Source organism: Streptomyces cinereoruber (genome assembly GCF_009299385.1).
GTDB lineage: Bacteria > Actinomycetota > Actinomycetes > Streptomycetales > Streptomycetaceae > Streptomyces > Streptomyces bikiniensis.
Genome location: NZ_CP023693.1, coordinates 6,949,822 through 6,969,624, shown reverse-complemented (window position 1 = coordinate 6,969,624; position 19,803 = coordinate 6,949,822). Strand labels below are relative to the sequence as shown.

The window sequence follows — 19,803 nt, the reverse complement described above, 5'->3', positions numbered from 1 at the left end:
GGACGGTGCCGGCGGTGTTCACCGGTGATCGGGAAGGACGTGGGCTCCGGTCCCGGTCTGGTAGACGTCGGGGATGCCGTCGGCGTCGTCGTCGCGCTCCTCGTCCTCCCACAGGCGCTTGTAGACGTTGTTGCGGCGGCGCAGGAGGAGGGCGGCGAGGGCGGCGGCGGTGAGGGAGCCGATGAGGACGGCGGCCTTGACGTGCTCGGCCTGGGCGGGATCGGGGAAGGCGAGTTCTCCGATGAGGAGGGCGACGGTGAAGCCGATGCCGGCCAGGGTGGCCAGGCCGAACACGTCGGCCCAGGCGAGGTCGGGGTTGAGTTCGGCACGGGTGAAGCGCGCGGCCAGATAGGTGCCGAGGAAGATGCCGAGGACCTTGCCGACGACGAGGCCGATCAGGACGGCGAGGGGCTCGACGTCGGTGAAGACGTGACGGAGCGCTTCGCCGGAGACGCTGACGCCGGCGGCGAAGAGCGCGAAGAGGGGGACGGCGAGGCCGGCGGAGAAGGGGTGGACGAGGTGGGAGACCCGGGCCGCCGGTGAGGCCTTCTCGTCCTTGTCGCGGGTGGTGCGCAGGATCAGGCCCATGGCGACGCCGGCGACGGTGGCGTGGATGCCGGAGTTGTACATCAGGGCCCAGATCGTGACGCCCAGGGGGACGTACCACCACCAGCCGCGTACCCGGAAACGCTGGAGGACGTAGAAGAGGACGAGGCCGGCGAGCGCCCCTCCCAGGGCCCAGAAGTTCAGGCCGGAGGTGAAGAAGACCGCGATGATGAGGATGGCGCCGAGGTCGTCGACGACCGCGAGGGTGAGCAGGAAAGCCCGGAGCGCGGAGGGAAGGTGAGTGCTGATGACGGCGAGGACCGCGAGCGCGAAGGCGATGTCGGTGGCCATCGGCACTGCCCAGCCGTCCGTGCCGCCGCCGCCGACCGTGACGGTGAGCATGTAGAGGGCGGCGGGGACCGCCATGCCGCAGAGGGCGGCGACGACGGGCAGGGCGGCGGTGGCGGGGGTGCGCAGCTCGCCGACGACGAACTCGCGTTTCAGTTCGATGCCGGCGACCAGGAAGAAGACCGCGAGCAGGCCGTCGGCGGTCCAGTGGCCGACGGAGAGGTCCAGTCCGAGGGCCGGTATGCCGAAGTGGAAGTCGCGGACGGACTCGTAGGCGCCGCTCCACGGGCTGTTGGCCCACACGAGGGCGACGACGGCCGCGGCGAGGAGGACGAGGCCGCCGACGGTCTCGGTGCGCAGGGCCTCGGCGACCGCTTGGCGCTCGGGCCAGGGAAGCAGTCCGAAGACGGCCTTGCGGGGACGTTCCTGGGTCATGGGGAGGCGCCTTCCGGGGCGTATCGGCGGAATCGGGCACACGGCCCCTCGGACGCCGACCAGACTTCCCGGCACACCAGCGCGTCCTGTTGACGCGTTCTTCACACCCTATCCGGCGGTCGGCTGAGCCACCAGGGATGGCTCTGACCTGCTGGAACGGGCAAGGGCCCGTTCCGGCCCAGGCGCGGGGCGGGAACGGGCCCTCCGGGAGGAGCCGGGCCGTGGGGGACGGTCAGACGGTGGTCTTCACCGGCTCCTGGTCGGCGTCCCCGTCCGTGTCGAGGCCGGCGTCGCGGCGCTTGACGAAGGCGAGGAAGGTGTTCAGCTCCCGCTTGACGACGGGGGCGAGGAGGTAGAGGCCGATGATGTTGATGACGGCGAGCATGAACAGCACCGCGTCGGCCATGTCGATCAGGGTCTGGAGCGTGAGCAGCGAGCCGGCGACGGCGAAGACGGTGTAGACGACCTTGTAGGTGATCTCGCTGGTCCTGCTGCGGCCGAAGAGGTGCGTCCAGGCCTTGAGGCCGTAGTAGCCCCAGGTCAGCACGGTGGAGATGGCGAACAGCATCACCGCGACGGTGAGGATGTACGGGAACCAGGGCAGGACCGTGCCGAAGGCGTCGGAGGTGATGGTGACGCCGCCGATGGACTCGCCGCCCTCGCGGACCTCGACGTAGCTGGCGGGGTTGGCGATGACGATGGTCAGGGCGGTCATGGTGCAGATGACGACCGTGTCGATGAACGGCTCCAGGAGCGCGACCAGACCCTCGCTCGCGGGGTGCTTGGTCTTGACCGCGGAGTGCGCGATCGGGGCCGAGCCGAGACCGGCCTCGTTGGAGAACGCGGCCCGCTTGAAGCCGATGATCAGCGCGCCGAGGACACCGCCGGCGACGCCCTGGGGGTTGAAGGCGCCCTCGATGATCGTGGAGACGGCGGACGGCACGGCGGTGACGTTGACGGCGATGACGACGAGGCACGCGGCGATGTAGATGCCGGCCATGGCGGGCACGAGCTTGCTGGTGACCGAGGCGATGGAGCGGATGCCGCCGAGGAGGACGATGCCGACGAGGGCGGCGATCAGGATGCCGAAGAAGAGGGCGCCCGCGGAGGATCCCATGACGCCGTTCTCGCCGCCGGTGACGGAGACGAGCTGGGCGTAGGACTGGTTGACCTGGAAGAGGTTGCCGCCGAACAGACCGAAGAACAGGACCATGAAGGAGGCGAGGACCGCGAGGACCTTGCCGAGGGTCTTGCCGTTCTTGCCGAAGCGCTCGGCCAGGCCCTTGGGCAGGTAGTGCATGGGGCCGCCCGAGACGGTGCCGTCGGCGTGCACCTCGCGGTACTTCACGCCGAGGGTGACCTCGACGAACTTGGTGGCCATGCCGAGCAGGCCGCACAGGATCATCCAGAAGGTGGCGCCGGGGCCGCCGATGGAGACCGCGACGGCGACACCCGCGATGTTGCCGAGGCCGACCGTGCCGGAGACGGCGGCGGTCAGCGCCTGGAAGTGGTTGACCTCGCCGGCCGACCCCTTCTCGTCGTACTTTCCGCGCACCACGTCGACGGCGAGGCGGAACTTGCGCAACTGGACGAAGCCGAACCAGCCGGTGAAGACCAGACCGGCCACGACGAGCCAGGCCACGATCAGCGGCAGGTCCGTGCCCGCGACGGGCACGGAGTAGAAGACGACCTCGCCCAGCCAGGTGGCTATGGGCTCGAAGAAGCCGCTGACGGCGTCGTCCACGGACTGGGTGAAGGAATCGAGCGACACGTGGGGTACCTCGATGGCGCAGGACCGGCGCGCGGGAGGCTGCACCGGTGGGTGTGCGGGCTGTGAGCGAACGCCGTTGTCCGATCGGCGACCCTGGGGTCGACGCACCGGACTCGGAGCGTGATCACCTCGGTCGTACTGCCGGGTAGGTGCCCGGCGCCTCGCAGCGGGGACCTGGAGTGGCACCACCTGCGAAGTTGCGCATTCCTACCACGACACCCCACCCCTATCGAGTGACGCACATCACACAACGCAGCGTGATCCCGCAAAAGGCCAGCAGTCGTGATGCGACCGTTATTCGGACAGCATGTTCCGTTCACCGTGCACTTATTTTCCCTGGTCAGGAGCCTGCGCGGTGACACTCCTGTCACTGTGGGGCTTCACGGACGGTCGCACGGGACGGGCCGCGCCCGTTTCCGTGCCGGGGCGCCCGCGCCCAGGGTGGCGATGATCCGGGGCGGATGACCGGCGTCGAGCAGAGGGCGGCGCACGTCGCGATCGAGGTCGGGCAGGTAGCCGAACAGGACGTCGGCCGGGCCGGTGATCTCGACCTCCTCGCAGACCGCGGGCAGCAGCAGGGTCTCCGCCCGGCCGAGCTCTCCGCTCCAGGTCCCCGTCCGCACCCGCACCGGGGCGCCGGCGTTGGACAGGATCTGCGCGGTGGCGAACGAATGCCGCAGCGGCTCCGCCGTCCCGGCACGCCAACGTTCGAGAGCGAAGTACGGGCCCGCGCACAGGAAGACCCGTTCCACCCCGTCATCGACGGCGATGCCCAGGCCGGGCGTGAAGTCCGGCCTGGTCTCCAGGTCGACCTGCCGCATCAGCATGTCGAGGTTCGCACCGAACTCCGCGTCGCCCACGGGAGAGCCGTCCTCCATGTTCCAGCGCATCGCGTGCTGCTGGATGTCGGACGTCTGCTCGATCTCGTAGACCAGGGTGTCGGGGCCGAAGCTGTGCGGGGTCCCGCCGGGAACGTACAGGGTCTCCCCCGCGCGCACCGGCAGGCGCCGCAGGACCGCGTCGAAGTCCTGCGCCTCCAGCGCGGCGCGCAGCCGGTCGGCCGTCACGCCCTCCTTGACGCCGCACAGGGCGGTCGCGCCGGGTGCGGCGTCGAGGATGTGCCACGCCTCGGTCTTCCCGTGGGGCTGCCTCTCCAGACGCCGGGCGGTCTCGTCGTCGGCGTGCAGGTGCACGGGCAGCGTGCCGGCGGCATCGATGAACTTCGTCAGTACGGGGAAGTACGGCCCGGACCACCCGGCCCCCATGAGCGCTTCGGGGTGGTCGGCGACCACCTGGCGCAGGGGCACCCCGGCCAGGGGCCCGTCGGCCACCACGCTGCCGGCGCCCTCGACATCGCTGCATTCCCACGTCTCCGCGACGCTCCGGTCCGGAACACCGGTCTTGCCCAGGCGGCGGGCGATCGCGTGCCCGCCGAACACCAGCGACCTCGCCGTGACGGTCAGCCGCAGCGGGGACAGGACCGGCCGGCTGCCGCCCGTCCGGTGCGCGCTCACAGGACCGGCTGCCCGCCGGTCGCCCCGACGCGGGCGCCGGATACGCGGCCGGTCCCGTCCGGGGCGAGCAGCGCGTAGACCGGTACCGTCTCGGCCGGTCGCCCCGGTCCGCGACGGGCCTTCCCGCCGTGGTCAGGCCCGGGATCCGTCTCGGACGTCGTACCGGGCGGGGACTGCTGCTGGCGGAGCCGGGACATGGTGTCTCCCAAGGACGTTCGAGCCGGAACACGGTCCGTCAAGCGGCTGACACCGGATGAGACGGTCGAGGAGACGAGTGGGCCGCCGAGGCCACCGAGCACCCCCGACCGGAGATCCGCGAGATCCGCGCCCACCTCCATGCTCGCCCCCCGGCCGCCGGCCCGCCACGCCGGACCGGCGGCCGCACTGTGCCGGAGGCATGCGGGCGCGGGCTCAGGAAGCGGCGCCGGAGGGACGCAGGCTGCGCAGGGACTGTGCGAGTTCGCTCTGGTAGAAGTCGATGAATCCGTCGGGATCGGGGCCGGCGTTCTGCAGCACCAGCCGGTCGAACCCGGCGTCCGCGTACCGCTGGACCGCCGCCAGGTAGCGCTCCGGGTCGGGGCCGCAGGCGAACTTCTCCAGGACGTCCTCTTCGCGCACGGTGGCGGTGGCCGCGTCGAAGTTGGCCGGGTTGGGGAGTTCGCTCATCACCTTCCACCCGGTCAGCGCCCACCGTGACGTCCTCAGCACCTCCCGGGCGGCGGTCCGCTCGTCCGGCGCCCAGGCCACGGGCACCTCCGCGTACCCGGGCCCGGAGCCGCCGGCGTCCCGGTAGTCCCGGACGATCGACGCCTTGTCCTCCGTGGCGAACAGGCCGTCGCCGAGTTCCGCGGCGAGCCGCGCCGAGCGCGGGCCGCTCGCGGCGACGGCGATGAGCGGAAGCTCCTCGGGCAGGTCGAAGACCCGGGCGTCCGACAGCCGCAGGTGCTTGCCGTCGTACGAGCGGTAGCCGCCGCGCCACAGCAGGCGGATGATCTCCAGCGCCTCACGGAGCAGTTCGTGCCGCTCGCGCACGGTGTCGGGGAATCCGCGCCCCACGACGTGCTCGTTGAGCCGTTCGCCGGAGCCCACGCCCAGGACGAAACGGCCGTCGGAGACCAGGGCGAGGGTCGCCGCGGCCTGCGCGATGATCGCCGGGTGGTAGCGGATCGTCGGGCACGTCACTCCGGTGACCAGCGCGACGCGTTCCGTCCTGGCGGCGATCGCGCCCAGCACCGTCCAGGTGAAGGAGGAGTGCCCCTGGACGTCGAGCCACGGGTGGTAGTGATCGCTCATCTCGACGAAGTCGAACCCCGCCGCCTCCGCGCGGACAGCCTGCCGGACGAGCTCCTGCGGACCGTAGGCTTCCGAGGCCAGTTTGTAGCCGATTTCCATGCGCCGACCCTGACACCCGGCACGACCGACGCCGGACGAACACCACCGGGCGGCCTTCCGCCTCCATCCGAATGGCGGTCCGGCCGCCCTGCCCGCCGGCCCTCGCGCACGAGCCCGCCGCCCCGGTGACCGGCGCGTGCGGAGGCGCGTTCGCAGATCGAAGCATCCCGAGATGCATAAATCTCCCGATGGGGTGAACTGGTGAGGAGCAACCGCACTCGCTGGACATCACGAGAGGCGACCATGGGCCACGGCAAGGGTGTGACCGTAGGGGTACTGGGTTCCTACGGCGGCAAGAACGTGGGCGACGAGGCGATCCTCACCGCCATGCTGGACCGCGTGCAGGGCGCGCGGCCGGACGCCCGCGTCGTGGTGTTCTCCCGCGACCCGGAGTACAGCCGCGGCGTCCGCCCGGACGTCGAGGTGGTCGGCTGGGAGGGCGTCACGCGGGAGCGGACCTCCGAGCACCTGCGCCGGCTCGACGTCCTCGTCCTGGGCGGCGGGGGCATCCTCTACGACACGGAGGCCCGCCGGTACCTGCGGCTGGTGCGCGACGCCCAGGGCTACGGCGTCCCCGTCTTCACGTACGCCGTGGGCGCCGGCCCCCTCACCGACGAGGTCGACCGCGACTGGGTCCGCACGACCCTCACCGACGCGGCCGCGGTGACGGTCCGCGACGAGGAGTCGAAGCTCGTCCTGGAGGAGGCCGGTCTCGAACGTCCCATCACGGTGACCGCCGACCCCGCCCTGCTGCTGCGGCCCGGCGACAGCGGGGAGGAGCTGCTGAGGGCCGAGGCCGTGCCGCGCGGGGTGCGCCTGGTGGGCATGAGCGTGCGCGAGCCGGGCCGGGCCGCCTCGCACCTCGACGAGCACGGCTACCACCAGCTCCTCGCCCAGGTGGGCGACTTCCTCGTCAACCGGCTGGACGCCCACGTCGTGTTCGTGCCCATGGAACGCGACGACATCCGGCACGCGCACGCCGTGGCGTCCCACATGGCCGACGCCGGCGCCTGCACGGTGCTGCGCGGAGCGTCCCGCCCGCAGCAGGTCCTCGACATCGTCAAGCACCTGGACCTGGCCATCGGGATGCGGCTGCACTTCCTCATCTTCGCCGCGCTGGCCGGCGTCCCCCTGCTGCCCCTGCCGTACGCGGGGAAGGTGTTCGACTTCGCCCAGCAGATCGGCGCGCCCACCCTGCGCGGGGTCGCGAGGGAGAACGTAGGCATGCTGCTCGCCGAGGTGGACCGGCTCTGGGACGAACGTCCCGCACGGCGGGCGGAGATCGCCGCCCGGACGGCGGCCATGCGGACGCGAGCCGATCAAACCGCCGAACGCTTCCTGACCTATCTGGAGACCATCGCGCCGTCGCCCGCGCCGTCCGGCCCGCCGACGCCCACGGCCTCCGTCGGCTGAACTCCGCCCGGCTGACCCCCGCTCGGCCGAACCCCGCCCGCCCCGGCTCCGGGAGGACCCGTGACCCATCTGATCGCACCCCGCACACCCCGCCACGTGGAGCTGCCCCCACGGCAGGCCCTGCACGGGGGCAGCACGCAGGTGCTGGTCGTCGGCGGCGGGCCGGCCGGCATCGGAGCGGCCATCGGCGCCGCCAACGCGGGCGCCCGGGTCGTCCTCGTGGAGCGGTACGGATTCCTCGGCGGCAACGCCACCGCCGCGCTCGTCATGCCGCTGATGAGCTTCCACAACGAGGTCAAGCAGGCCGTCGCGGGAGACACCACCCGTCTGCTGCCGCCCGACCACGGCGAGGGCGAACCGGTCGTCGGCGGCGTCCTGTGGATGCTGCTCGACCAGTTGGTGCGCGCCGACGCGGCGATCCGCCCGTCGGCCGAGACCGGCTACACGGTGCCGTTCGACGCGGAACTGTTCAAGCTGGTCGTGTACGACCTGCTGGAGAAGCACGAGGTGCGCACCCTGCTGCACGCCTTCGCCTCCGGGGTCGTCCCGCATCCCGAGCGCGCCCGCGCGGTGTTCGAGACGAAGTCGGGCCCGGTCGTCATCGACGCCGACGTGATCGTCGACTGCACCGGCGACGGCGACATCGCCGCCGCGGCCGGGGCGGCGTACGAGATCGGCCGCCCCGAGGACGGCTGGACGCAGCCCATGACGCTGATGTTCCGGATGGCGCGTTTCGACCAGGAGGAGTTCGCCGGGTACGCCCGTGCCCACCCGGACCAGTGGAAGGGCGTGCACGGCCTGTGGGACCTCGTCCGCGCCGCCACCGACGCCGGCGAACTGGACCTGCCCCGCGAGGACATCCTCTTCTTCGCCACCCCGAACGACGGCGAGATCGCGGTCAACTCCACCCGTGTCACCGAGGTGTTGGGCACCAGCGTGTGGGACCTCACCCGCGCCGAGTTCGCCGCCCACCGCCAGATGGAGCAGATCTCCCGCTTCCTGCGCAGCCGCGTGCCCGGTTTCGAGCGGTCGTACGTCGTGCAGAGCGGCGTGCAGGTCGGGGTCCGCGAGACCCGCCGGATCGTGGGCGAGTACGAGCTCACGGGCGAGGACGTGCTGGGCGCGCACACGTTCGACGACGCCATCGCCCGGGGCGCCTACCCGGTGGACATCCACAACCCGAGCGGCCGCGGCACCACACTGCGGCGGCTGCCGCGCGGAGAGTCGTACGACATCCCGCTGCGCTGTCTGATGCCCCGGGGCCTGGACAGGATCCTGGTCGCCGGCCGGTGCATCTCCGGCGACCACGTGGCCCACTCCTCGTACCGCGTGATGCCCATCTCGATGGCCACCGGGCAAGCCGCCGGCGTCTGCGCGGCCCTCGCCTCCACCCGGGGCGACCTGCCCCGTGACGTCCCGGTCGGCACGATCCAGCAGGAGCTGCGCGCACAGGGTGCCAGCCTGAGGTGAGGCCGACGGCGAAGGAGGAGCTGAGCGGGGATGCTGCTCCTCCTCCGGGGGTTCGGGCGGTCGCCCGGGTCAGGGGGCGGCCTCGATGGTGATGCGGGTCGCGTCGCCGAGCCGGTCGGCGCCGGCGTCGAGGTGGCCGAGGACGAGCAGGCCGGCGGAGGGGGTGGGCCCGTCCTGGTGGAAGAGGGCCAGGTTGCACCGGGGCGCGTAGTGGGCGATGTCGCCGGCCTTGGCGGCGACCGGTGCGGGGGCGCCGCTGGTGTTCAGCTTGCGCGGCAGGTCGGCGCCCCGCTCCATACCGTGGAAGTCCTCCAGGTCCAGGGCGAGCGGGAGCAGCTCGGCGAAGCCGCGGGCGGCGGGGCTGTCGTTCGAGAGTGACCCGGATGTGCATGGTGGTGCTCCTCTCGGGGAGGGACGGCGGGGCGGTGGCCGGCGTCTCCCGCGGTCCCGGGGGCACGGCGGCCGGGACGCTCTCCTGCGCGTTGCCGAAGCGGACGGTCACGGCCGGCAGCAGGGCGACCGCCGGAGCGGCACGGACCGGACGGCCACGGGCGGGCCGTGCATCGTGCCTTCGGGGGCGGTCAGGGCTTGAGGAGGGTCTTGATCGTGCGGCGCTCGTCCATGGCCCGGTAGCCCTCGGCGACCTGCTCCAGCGGGGGGGTGAGGTCGAAGACCTTACCCGGGTCGATCGCACCGGTCAGGACGCGGTCGATGAAGTCGGGCGGGTGGCGGAGTACAGGGGCGGGGCCGCCGCGCAGGCCGACGAAGACGGTCGTGGGGAGGGATCGGAGGCATGCTCGAAGTAGCATCCCCCGCAAGGTTCTCCGGTCGGCACTTCGCAACCTCCGTCGTGGAGCAGTCGGACAGAGGCATCCATGCGGAGGGGGCAGAGGACGATGAGTGTGGCCGAGAGTTGGTCCCGCGTGATGACCCTTCTTCGGCAGCACGCACCGGCCGATCACGCGGACCTGCCAGGGCCCGCCACCGAGCAGACGCTCACGGCCGCCGAGGAACGAATGGGGATCTCGCTCCCCGAGGATCTGCGGACGTGGCTGCTGCGGAACAGTCTGGATCTCCCCGAGAAGGACGAGGACGTGATGTGTTGCGGCTTCGACGGGTTCCCGGACGAGGGAAGCTTCTTTCTGGGCATCCGGGCGATGGAGCAGCTCTACGCGAACCGCCGCGTGCCCGGTGGATTCGACCCGCCGGACCAGCGGGACAACCCGTTCTGGCGCAATGAGTGGATCCCGTTCCTGTCGGACCAGGACGGCTGGACGGGAAAGTTCGTCGATGCGCGGGACGGGCGTGTCGGCAGGTGGTTCGTGGGTGAGCCCACGGTCACGGGAGAGTACGAATCGATGGCCCGGTATTTCGACTCCGTAGCGGAGACGCTGACGAGGATCGCCGATGGAAACCATCCGGTCTGTGAGGTTGCCGAAGGCCGACTCGTCTGGTCGTGAGGCGCTGCCCACCGCCGGCTGAAGGACATCCCCGCGCCGGCCGGCCCGACGGGCGTCCCCACTTCTGACCGGACGGTGCGGAACCGCGCGGTCCGAGCGTCTCGATGAGGATCAGCCGCCTTTGCAGGCTGACCGAGTATGTCCGTGTCAGGGAAGGAACTGGGCAGTGTCGCGGTCAACACGGGTCTTCACGGTGGCGGCCCTGGTGGACCGCATGACGTGGGAGGAATCCGCGGCTCGCTACCGTGCGTCCCCGACTCCGTCCTCCCCGCCGGCTCGGATCACGTTCCGGTTGTGCGCCGACGGCACGCCGACCGGGGGCTGACCGGGAACTGAGCAAGGAGTGGAACCGAATGAACGAACGGGGCCCGGTGGAGGTCGCGTTCGGCCGTGTCGAGGCATGGCTGGCCAAGCACGCTCCCGTGTCGTACCGGACGCTCAAGGCACCTGCTGAGGCTGATCCTTTGTAGTGGACACCCTGACAATGGATCTTGATGGTCCAGGGAGGGATGTCCAGGTGGGACGCAAGTCTCCGTATCCGGAGGAGTTCCGGAAGGACGCCGTCGCGCTCTACCGTGCCGCGGCCGGGAAGCGGACGTACGCGGCGGTGGCCGCGGATCCCGGCATCACCGCGGAGTCGCTGCGGACGTGGGTCCGCAAGGACGAAGCCCGGGCCGTGCCCGGACGCCGTGACGCGGGCGGGAGTGAGGCGGAGGACCTGGCCCGACTGCGGGCGGAGAATGCCCGGCTGCTGAAGGCGGAGAAGGAGTGGCACTTCGAGCGCAAGATCCTTCGCCGGGCGGACGCGTATTTCGCTCGGGAAGTGAAGTGAGCCCCCGCCGCTGGGACTTCATCTCCGAAAACCGCGCCGACTTCGGCGTGCAGCGGATCTGCCAGGTGCTCGGGGCGTCCCGCGCCGGCTACTACCGGCACCTGGCCACCGCACAAGCCCGCGCCGAGCGCCAGGCCGAGGAGAAGCGAACCGTGAGCGAGATCCGCGCCATCCACACCGAGCACCATGGCGCCTACGGCGCTCCGCGTGTCCATGCTGAGCTGCGTGCGAGGGGACGGCGGATCAACCGCAAGCGCGTCACCCGGCTGATGCGGGTCAACCACATCGTCGGGCGGCACCTGCGGAAGAAGAAGCGGACGACGATCGCGGACAGGTCCGCGCCGCCCGCGCCGGACCTGGTGATGCGCGACTTCACCGCGGACACGCTGAACACCAGGTGGTGCGGCGACATCACCTACATAGCCGTCGGCGCGACGTGGCTGTATCTCGCCACGGTGATCGACATCTGCTCGAGGAAGGTGGTGGGCTGGTCGATCGCCGACCACATGCGGACCTCGCTGGTCACCGACGCGATCGAGATGGCTGTGGCCGCCCGCGGCGGCCAGGTGAACGGCGTCGTCTTCCACACCGACAGGGGCGCCCAGTACAGCGCGGCCGTCTTCGCCGAGGTCTGCCGCCGGCACGGCATCCGCCGCAGCATGGGCCAGGTCGGCTCGAGCTACGACAATGCCCTCGCCGAGTCGTTCTTCCAGGGCCTCAAGCGCGAGTTGCTCCACGGGAGGCGCTGGACCTCGAAGGCACAGACGCGGCTCGAGCTGTTCCGCTGGCTGTCGTACTACAACCGGCGCCGTCGGCATTCCGCACTCGGCTACCTCACACCAGCCGAGTTCGAACAGCAACTGATCACGTCACGTACGCTGTCACTCGTCGCATGAAACCCGGTGTCCACTCCCGGGGATCAACCTCATGTGCGCGGATGCCCTGACGGCGGGTTCGCCGCGGAGCCCTACGGGCTCCGCGGCGAACCTCCGTACCGTCTAGAGAGTGCCGTCGGAGCGGGGGGCCGCCGCGACGGGATCCGGTCCTGGCTCCGGCCTCTCCTTCGACCGCGCCTTCGTCCACATGTCCCGCAGGCTCTCCAGCATCGACGCGAGGAAGATGACCGCGCCGCCGAAGATCTGCGACAGGCTCAGCGACTCGCGGTTGACCAGCCCGAAGAGGCTGGCGAACACCAGGTCGAGGTTGAAGATGACTGAGGTGCGCGCGCTGCCGACGCGCCGCTGGTAGCGGGTCTGGAGGTAGATCGCGAGGGCTGTCGACATGACGCCCATGAAGACGATCGCGATCCACACCTTGGTCTCGGTGAGCGGCGCGAGGTCCCGCTGGAACGGGAAGTACAGCAGGGCGAGCGTGCCGAACAGGACCTGGAAGAAGCCCAGGGCCAGCCGGTCGACCTGTCCGGACTCGGACTCGGAGGTCAGCTTGCCGATGATCGAGATGGTCATGGCGATGGCGAAGGCGGCGAGCCCGCCCCACAGGTAGCCGACGGAGATGTCGTCGAGGTCCGGCCCGAGCACGATGAACGCGCCGACGACGCCGACGACCACCGAGGCGAGGTCCACCTTCGACGGCCAGCCCTGGCCGAGCGCGGCCGAGACGAAGGGGATGAAGACGATGCACATCGTCACGCAGAACGCCGTACTGGCCGAGGAGAGGTAGTGCAGCGCGTAGCTCTGGCTGACGATGTTGAGCGCGCTGAACAGGCCGAGTACGAGCCCGCCGAGGACCGCCTTGCGACTGGCCCGCAGCGCGACCGGCAGGGCGAACGGCAGCAGTGCGACCGTCGCGACCAGGGAGCGGGCGAAGGCGTACAGGCCGGGGTCGACGACGGCCACGGCGTTGTGCGTCAGCGGAAAGCCTATGCCCCAGATCAGCGGGATCGCGAAGATCGCAAGGAGGGCGACCCGGTCGTGCCGCTTCTCCGCCCTGCCGTCGGCGAGGAGGGCGGGGTCATCGGTAGTCGACGTAGCCATAGAACTTCCCGGGCTCGTAGTTCCACTCCACGGTCCGCCGCGTGTCACCGAGCAGCATCTCGGCGCGGCGCAGGTCACGCGAGACCAGCAGCCGCTGCAGCCAGCGGTCGGTCCCGTCGTAGCGTGCCGTGAAGGCGGTCCTGCCGTGGACGGTCTTGAGGTTGTCGAGCAGCAGGGTCTCGCCCGGCCCGAGGTCGACGGCGTACATGTTCTCGTGCAGGATCACGCGCAGCCGGTCCAGGGCCGCCTGGGCGCGGGGGTTGGTGCCGGCGATGTACTCGTCGTCGTACGCGATCATGGGTGAGGCCGGGTTGCCGAAGAGCACCCGGATCGCGGGGCCGTTGCCGCGCTCGGCGTCGCTGTTGCCGAAGTTGTAGTCGACGCTCGTACGGAACTGGAACGCGGAGAGCGTGTCGACGTCCTCTGCGCTGAGCAGCGGCAGGATCTCGTCCGCGCCGATCACGAGCGTCTTGGCGACCCCTGCCGGGTCGCGGCGCAACCCGCTGAGCATCAGGTAGTCGGGCTGGACCGGGTGGTAGATGTTCTCGTTGTGGAGGTCGAGGATGACCGCCGAGCTGTCCGAGGAGATGTTGGTCTCGTTGTGCTTGGCCGGACGCACGTTGTGGATGATCGCGCCGTTGCGCTCCTGGCTGTAGCTGAAGGGCTCGCCGAGGAGCTTGCCGAGCATGATCAGCGTGAACTCGCTGTAGTAGGTGCCCTTTCCGTTCTCGATGTCCTCCGTGGACTCCGTGGTGGGCATGAGGTCGGGGTCGATCGCGCCGTTGCGTATCAGCAGCCGCCCGCCGGGCCCGCCCTTGCGCTTGAATTCGAGCAGGGCGCGGACGTCGTCGTGGCCGAGGGCGGCGAGCGCCTCCTCGGCGTGCGCGGCGGTGCGCTCGAACTCCCGGTAGGGGTTGGCGCGTACGGCATGACGCCGGATCGTCTCCGACCAGGAGGAGATGTCGACGGTCGGCATGGGGACATGGGTGGTGGTACGGGTCACAGTGCTGCCCTCGCAGTCTCGCCGCCGTCGACGATGTAGTGCTGACCGGTCATGAAGCGTGCCTCGTCAGAGGCCAGGTAGACGAGGAAGCCGCCGATCTCGGAGGGGTCGGCGTGGCGCCCGAGCGGGATGTTGGCGTTGACCTCGTCGAGCATCTCGTCGGTGTACTCGGCCCGCTGCATGGGCGTGAGCACGGCCCCGGGGGCGAGCGCGAGGACCCGGATCCTGGGCGCGAGTTCGACGGCCATCGTGCGCGAGAGCGCGAGGATGCCGGCCTTGGAGGCGTTGTAGTCCGCATAGTGCGGAAACGCGGCGAGGCCGTTGATCGAGGACATGTTGACGATCACGCCCTCGTCCATGCGGCGGACGGCCTCGCTCGCCACGTAGAAGACCCCGTTGAGGTTGGTGTCGACCACGGCGCGCCACTGGGCGGGCGTGATGGAGCGGAAACTGTCGTGCCGGACGCTGATCCCGGCGTTGTTGATCACTACGTCGAGCTGCGGAAACGTCTTCCCCAGTTCCTGGAACGCCCCCGCCACGGCGACGTCGTCGGAGACGTCCACGGTGATCGCCGCGGCAATCTCCGGAATGGCCGCCATCGTTTCGTCGATGGCGCGCTTGTCACGGTCGAAGATCGCCACGCGCGCGCCCTCCGCGACGAATCGGCGGACGGTGGCCTGGCCGATTCCGCTCGCGCCGCCGGTGACCAGCACCCTTTTCCCTGTGATGCCCTGCATGGAAGAACTCCCCTGAGTCTCGGAAGTGACGTCGGAACGGATCACAGCTGCTCGAAGACGTTCCGGTCCGGAATGGCGAAATCGACGGGCCACTTTCCGGAGTCGACGCGCTCCTTGATGTACGGGAAGTCGCGGTAGAGCTGGCCGAGGAGGTGGTGCCCCACGGTGATCCGCTCGTCGCTCGCCCCGAACTTCGGCAGGACGCGCAGTTCGGTCTCGAAGTCGAGATTCATGAAGAAGGGGAAGCTGTAGCGCTCCTCGCCGGTCGTGATCACCCGGTGCAGAAGGGACTTCACCTTTCCACCGGTGAGGAACTGGAGCATGTCGCCGCCGAGGACGAGCAGGGTGTTCTTGAAGACGGGCATGTTCCGCCAGGTCCTCGTGGGACGGTCGTACGCCAGCAGACCGGGCGAGGTCTGGTGGATGAGGGTGAAGAGCTCGTAGTCCGTGTGCGCGCCCATGGACGTGTCGTCACTGTTCACGAGCACGTCGTTGGGAACGTAGTGGATCAGGCGCAGCTGCGAGGCGGGGCGGGTGATCCAACGGTCGAAGTACTCCTCGTCCTCGCCGACGCCCTGGGCGATGAGCCGCAGGAGGTGGCGGGAGACGGTGAAGTTGGCGGCGTAGTAGGCCTCCGCGGTGGCGGCCATGCCGTCGATGCGGGCGGGATACCTGTTCGGCCCGATGAGTTCGAACCCGAGGCTCCGGTCCGGCGGCAGGGGCTCGGCCTCGTAGCCGATGTCGAAGGCCTCGTAGGTCCGGATGGATTCGTCGCCGTATGCGCCCTGTTCAGTGACGGGGACGTAGCCGCGGTGGTGATCGGAATCGCCGATGTAGTACTCCATCTTCGACTCCAACGAGGAGTCGAAGAAGCTTTTCGAGACGTCCTGCAGCGCCTTGAAGAGCTGCGGAGAGATGACCTTGTCGAGGTCGGAGAGATAGAAGTATCCGGTTTCAGCCAGGGTTTCCAGGACGTGTGCGGGTGCCACGTCCCCGGAAATGATTTCTTCGTAGCTGATGACCGGGATGGAGTGAATCACCATGTGAGGGCTCCCCCGAGCTCCATGCTTTCGGACAGGTCTTGTCGACCGAGAGTGTGGTGGAGCACGGAGAGGAACTCAATCTTCCATTTACGGCCGTACACAGTGTGATGATTGAGCGTCGAACAACGCGGCTTCACTTTGTTCGAATATCCCCCACTGTCGACAACGGGAAATCAGACAGCGTGGCCTCATCCAGCCCCTCCGGGAGTGACCGTCATCACACATCCGAGTGCGTTTGATTACCGTCCTGTTACACCCTCGCCCGCCCTCCGTCCGAGGCCCGGCCGGCGGCGGGCCTCACTATCGAGTCACCGGGCCCGAACGGCCGAGGTCGCTTTTTCTTTCCCTGCGGGAATCCCGAGAAGTACCCGTACGGTCCCCGGGCACGTCCTTCGAGACATGACGAAGTCTCGCCCGGCACCAGGCGAGCCGACTCCAACGGGCCGGGTACACGTCCCCTCGGGTCGGACGGCATACGGATCACGATGGCGCTCGCCGTGGCGCTGCACCACCGCACAGGGCTCGACTCGGCGTCGAAGTCTTCTTCGTCGTCAGCGGCTTCGCCGTCCGCCCCTCCCTCGGCGCCGGCGACGAACCGAGCCGCCCGTACGGCCTGGAGACAGACCAGCGCATCGCGGAATTCAATGCTCGCCCGTCGGCGCGGCGCGGACGCCCCGCGCAAGCACCAGGCCTTCAAGGACCCCGTGATGCTCGCCGCCGACGCCTCCGGTCGCCGGGCAGAACTCTTCATGATCGACCCAGGGCCCGGGGGGCACCGCGAACCTTCGCCGCCCCACCGATCCGGTCGAACCCCGTCACAGATACCCGAAGACGCGACTCGGCCGTTCTCCACCGGGTCCAGCAGACGCTCGTGCCGTGAGCGCGGGGCAGGATGCGGATCGAAGGTCCCGGCATGGCGGTTGTCAGCGGGAGCACGATCAACCGGATTGCATCGTCCCGGGTCAGCGGATTCGCCCGCGCGATTTCAGCGGGGTGCCGGGCAGTTCCGGAGCGGGCAGGCGGTCGCCGTCGTAGCCGTGCACCTCGCCGAACCGCGAGCCCTCCTCCCAGTCCTCCCGGGCCTGGCGGATCTCCTCGTCCGTGCGGCCCACGAAGTTCCACCACATAGCACGGGTTTACCGTTTCATCCCAGCTCAGGGGCTTGATCGACCATCCGGGGTCAGCAAAAGGTCAGCAAGACGCCCAGGAGTCGACAACCATGGCCACCATCAACCTCGTCCGCGGCATGGGCAGCTTCTTCAAGGAATGCGAGCACCCCGAGAGCCGATGGCCCAGGTGCCCGCACGAGTACAAGATCCGCTACCGCAACGCGGCCGGACGGCAGGCCGAGGAATCCGGCTCCTCCACCCAGGGGAAAGCCAAGGCCCGACTCGCCGAGACGCACCAGGCCAGGAAGAACAACCCGCACAAGGCCGAGCGCATCCAGAAGTACAGCCCGACGCAGTTCAAGCAGTGAGGTTTTCTCACTGAGCGTTTTCAGCGTGGTCACTGATCGGGTGACGCCGGTCAGGTCGGGGGAGGGCCGCACCGCACAAGGCTCGCGTGCCGTTGAGGGAGGTGTTCGAAGCCTCAACCCACCGGCACGGGAGGCCTGTTGGTTCCCTATCCTGCCGCACTCGACCTTCCGCATGCCCTCGTCGAGAGGGTTACGATGCTCGTCGCCACCCGTGAGGGTGACCGCAGGTGCAAACTCCCGCCGTACCAGCGCGCACGTCGCTCTGGTGTACCTGCGCCGTCACGACACCCTGGCCCGGATCGCGTCCGGTTTCGGGATATCCGTCGGCACCGCCCACGCCTACGTGACCGCCGTGACCGCCTTGCTCACCGAACGGGCTCTGGGGCTGCCCAAGACGCTGCGCGAGCACGATCCGGACTTCGCCCTCCTGGACAGGACCCTCGCCGAGTGCGACCGCGTCGGCGACAGCCGGGCCGACTACTCGGCCAAACACCACCGGCACGGCGTGAACGTCCAGGTCCTCACCGATCCGGCTGGCGAGCTTCTGTGGACGAACTGGTCCGGGTCTGTTGGAGGCTCGATTCCCTGAGAGAGGATCGAGTTCATGGCCCGTCCTTCCCCTTACCCTGCCGAGCTTCGTGAGCGTGCGGTGCGCATGGTCGCGGAGATCCGCCCCAACTACCCGACCGAGTGGGCCGCGATGAAGGCGGTCGCCGCGAAGCTGGGCATCGGTACCGCCGAGACGGTGCGGACGTGGGCCCGCGAGGCCCAGGTCGACGCCGGCCACCGCACCGGTGTGACCTCGGAGGAGGTGGCGGAGATCAAGCGGCTGAAGGCCGAGAACGCCAAGCTTCGGAGGGCGAATGAGATCCTCAAGACGGCCACGGCTTTCTTCCAGGCCGAGCTCGACCGGCCGTCGAAGCGCTCGTAGCGTTCATCGACGAGCACCGGCAGGCGTTCGGAATCGAGCCGATCTGCAAAGTTCTCACCGGCCACGGACTGAAGATCTCCACGAGCACCTACTGCGCGGCCAGCAAACGGACGCCCAGTGCACGGTCGGTGCGGGATGCGGAACTGGAGGAGCAGATCAGCCGCGTCCACGCCGACAACTTCAGTGTCTACGGAACGCGGAAGATCTGGGGACAGCTGCACCGCGAAGGCATACGGGTGGCCCGCTGCACCGTCGCAAGGCTGATGCGCGACCTCGACCCGCATGGCGTCCGACGCGGCCGCCGCGTCCGCACCACCACCCGTGACGACGGACACGATCGGGCCGGTGACCTGCTGCAACGCGACTTCACCGCCTCGCGGCCGAACGAGCGGTGGATCGCCGACTTCACCTATGTCTCGACCTGGTCCGGGATCGCCTACGTCGCCTTCGCCGTCGACGTGTTCTCCCGGGCGACCGTCGACTGGTCCACAGCCACCAACAAGCGGGCCAAGCTCGCCCTGGACGCCCTCGACATCGCGTTATGGCGCCGCGACCGAGCCAGAAACCCGGCCGGACCTGGGCTGATACATCATTCCGGCGCGGGCAGCCAGTACACGTCGTTCGCCTTCACCGCCCACCTCCTCGAGGCCGGCGCCGTCGGCGACGCCCTGGACAACGCCCTCGTGGAGTCCCGGATCGGCCTCTGCAAGACCGAGCTGATCAAGCCCCGCAAGCCCTGGCACGGCATCGCCGATGTCGAGGTCTCGACTGCCGAATGGGCCGACTGGTTCAACACCCAGCGTCTCCACACCGCGATCGGAACCATCCCGCCCCACGAACACGAGACCGACTACTACGCTCAACAACAGCCCCAACCGGCGGCTGCAGGCAACGCATGAAGCCTCCACCGATCCCGGAGCGGTTCCCCCCCTCGCGACCCCTTCCCCGATGACACTCCGTATCCGCAGATCACCGCGACTTCGGAAAACCGCAGCCAGAGCGGCGAGCCGGGTGTCCAAGTTCTTGGACACTTCCGCGCACACACTTCCGGAATCGTCGAATGTCGTGGCATGGTGCGGCAGGTCGCACGCAGCCGGCACCCGGACCCGAGGACGGCCGAGCCCGACACCCACAGAACTCGCCGACTTCGACGGGAGGTGCACGCGATGCCCGAGCACGTGATGAGCCGTGGCTCGTGTGGGGCGAGGTCGTTATTCGCGGGGTCTGGGACCGCTTCGCGGCGGTAGCCACTCGCAGCCCCATCGCTCCCCTCTCCGTCCGCGCGTCTGTGGAGGGAGGAGGACTCTTTCGCCTTGCCCGGCCCGAGGCGAATCCCCTGGGTCACGTCCTTGACGTGTCGGGCGGACCCCCTTTACTCCACATCGATATATTTTATATCGTGCTTTGAATTCGTGATGACCTGGACGCCGTCGGCAC

General features: G+C 69.4%; 16 protein-coding genes and 3 pseudogenes. 7 read left to right on the top strand and 12 right to left on the bottom strand.

Annotated elements, in window-relative coordinates; all coding sequences use genetic code 11:
- Window positions 1–18 precede the first annotated feature (18 nt).
- The 5 genes from nhaA to CP977_RS31270 form a co-directional block, all read right to left on the bottom strand.
- Window positions 19–1,329: a Na+/H+ antiporter NhaA gene (nhaA, locus tag CP977_RS31290; RefSeq protein WP_062759899.1), complete on the bottom strand. Its 1,311-nt coding sequence runs from the start codon at window positions 1,327–1,329 to the stop codon at window positions 19–21.
- Between the two features lie 232 nt (window positions 1,330–1,561).
- A complete protein-coding gene (locus CP977_RS31285) occupies window positions 1,562–3,100 on the bottom strand; it encodes an alanine/glycine:cation symporter family protein (protein ID WP_109184666.1) in 1,539 nt (512 codons plus the stop codon).
- 380 nt (window positions 3,101–3,480) lie between these two features.
- Window positions 3,481–4,614: a type I phosphomannose isomerase catalytic subunit gene (locus CP977_RS31280; RefSeq protein ID WP_244412638.1), complete on the bottom strand. Its 1,134-nt coding sequence runs from the start codon at window positions 4,612–4,614 to the stop codon at window positions 3,481–3,483.
- Complete coding sequence (locus tag CP977_RS34520; RefSeq protein ID WP_183953404.1) at window positions 4,611–4,811, bottom strand: hypothetical protein; 201 nt, start codon at window positions 4,809–4,811, stop codon at window positions 4,611–4,613. The genes CP977_RS31280 and CP977_RS34520 overlap by 4 nt, the downstream gene beginning before the upstream one ends.
- Before the next feature lie 214 nt (window positions 4,812–5,025).
- Window positions 5,026–6,006: a TIGR03557 family F420-dependent LLM class oxidoreductase gene (locus tag CP977_RS31270; protein WP_062759896.1), complete on the bottom strand. Its 981-nt coding sequence runs from the start codon at window positions 6,004–6,006 to the stop codon at window positions 5,026–5,028.
- 261 nt (window positions 6,007–6,267) lie between these two features.
- On the opposite strand from CP977_RS31270, the gene CP977_RS31265 reads away from it, so the two are divergent.
- Complete coding sequence (locus tag CP977_RS31265) at window positions 6,268–7,419, top strand: polysaccharide pyruvyl transferase family protein (protein WP_372460776.1); 1,152 nt, start codon at window positions 6,268–6,270, stop codon at window positions 7,417–7,419.
- A 60-nt stretch (window positions 7,420–7,479) separates the two neighbouring features.
- Window positions 7,480–8,889, top strand: a complete 1,410-nt coding sequence (locus CP977_RS31260) for an FAD-dependent oxidoreductase (protein WP_152371268.1) — start codon at window positions 7,480–7,482, stop codon at window positions 8,887–8,889.
- Window positions 8,890–8,958: 69 nt separating this feature from the next.
- On the opposite strand, the gene CP977_RS35390 is transcribed toward CP977_RS31260, so the two are convergent.
- Entirely contained in the window at window positions 8,959–9,204 is a 246-nt protein-coding gene (locus tag CP977_RS35390) for a cyclophilin-like fold protein (RefSeq protein WP_308017229.1), read from the bottom strand.
- Window positions 9,205–9,470: 266 nt separating this feature from the next.
- Window positions 9,471–9,653: pseudogene (locus CP977_RS31250) on the bottom strand (IMP dehydrogenase); the annotation flags it as partial.
- A gap of 132 nt (window positions 9,654–9,785) precedes the next feature.
- Between CP977_RS31250 and CP977_RS31245 the strand changes: the two are divergent.
- Together CP977_RS31245 and CP977_RS31240 are read left to right on the top strand one after the other, a co-directional pair.
- The gene (locus CP977_RS31245; protein WP_152371267.1) at window positions 9,786–10,349 is read left to right on the top strand and encodes an SMI1/KNR4 family protein; all 564 of its coding nucleotides are present in this window, start codon (window positions 9,786–9,788) and stop codon (window positions 10,347–10,349) included.
- Window positions 10,350–10,866: 517 nt separating this feature from the next.
- Window positions 10,867–12,077 (top strand): IS3 family transposase gene (locus CP977_RS31240; protein WP_152371687.1). Its coding sequence is split into 2 segments (ribosomal slippage): window positions 10,867–11,113 and window positions 11,113–12,077, totalling 1,212 coding nucleotides; the frame shifts between segments, so codons are not numbered across the junction.
- Between the two features lie 102 nt (window positions 12,078–12,179).
- On the opposite strand, the gene CP977_RS31235 is transcribed toward CP977_RS31240, so the two are convergent.
- The 5 genes and pseudogenes from CP977_RS31235 to CP977_RS31210 form a co-directional block, all read right to left on the bottom strand.
- Window positions 12,180–13,175, bottom strand: coding sequence for a DMT family transporter (locus CP977_RS31235; RefSeq protein WP_062759889.1), 996 nt, complete (start codon window positions 13,173–13,175; stop codon window positions 12,180–12,182).
- Window positions 13,153–14,151, bottom strand: a complete 999-nt coding sequence (locus CP977_RS31230) for a TauD/TfdA family dioxygenase (protein WP_152371266.1) — start codon at window positions 14,149–14,151, stop codon at window positions 13,153–13,155. The genes CP977_RS31235 and CP977_RS31230 overlap by 23 nt, the downstream gene beginning before the upstream one ends.
- A gap of 23 nt (window positions 14,152–14,174) precedes the next feature.
- Window positions 14,175–14,915, bottom strand: a complete 741-nt coding sequence (locus tag CP977_RS31225; RefSeq protein WP_152371265.1) for an SDR family NAD(P)-dependent oxidoreductase — start codon at window positions 14,913–14,915, stop codon at window positions 14,175–14,177.
- 41 nt (window positions 14,916–14,956) lie between these two features.
- Window positions 14,957–15,958: an isopenicillin N synthase family dioxygenase gene (locus CP977_RS31220; protein ID WP_152371264.1), complete on the bottom strand. Its 1,002-nt coding sequence runs from the start codon at window positions 15,956–15,958 to the stop codon at window positions 14,957–14,959.
- Window positions 15,959–16,920: 962 nt separating this feature from the next.
- Window positions 16,921–17,085: pseudogene (locus tag CP977_RS31210) on the bottom strand (pirin-like C-terminal cupin domain-containing protein); the annotation flags it as partial.
- A gap of 92 nt (window positions 17,086–17,177) precedes the next feature.
- On the opposite strand from CP977_RS31210, the gene CP977_RS31205 reads away from it, so the two are divergent.
- The 3 genes and pseudogenes from CP977_RS31205 to CP977_RS31195 all read left to right on the top strand — a co-directional run bounded on the left by CP977_RS31205 (window position 17,178) and on the right by CP977_RS31195 (window position 19,265).
- Window positions 17,178–17,435, top strand: a complete 258-nt coding sequence (locus tag CP977_RS31205) for a hypothetical protein (RefSeq protein ID WP_152371263.1) — start codon at window positions 17,178–17,180, stop codon at window positions 17,433–17,435.
- 138 nt (window positions 17,436–17,573) lie between these two features.
- Window positions 17,574–17,985 (top strand): annotated as a pseudogene (locus tag CP977_RS31200) (helix-turn-helix domain-containing protein); the annotation flags it as partial.
- 54 nt (window positions 17,986–18,039) lie between these two features.
- Window positions 18,040–19,265, top strand: a protein-coding gene (locus CP977_RS31195; RefSeq protein WP_372460775.1) for an IS3 family transposase whose coding sequence is annotated in 2 segments (ribosomal slippage) — window positions 18,040–18,322 and window positions 18,322–19,265 — 1,227 coding nt in all. Because the reading frame shifts where the segments join, the coding sequence is not laid out codon by codon here.
- The last annotated feature ends 538 nt before the right edge of the window (window positions 19,266–19,803 follow it).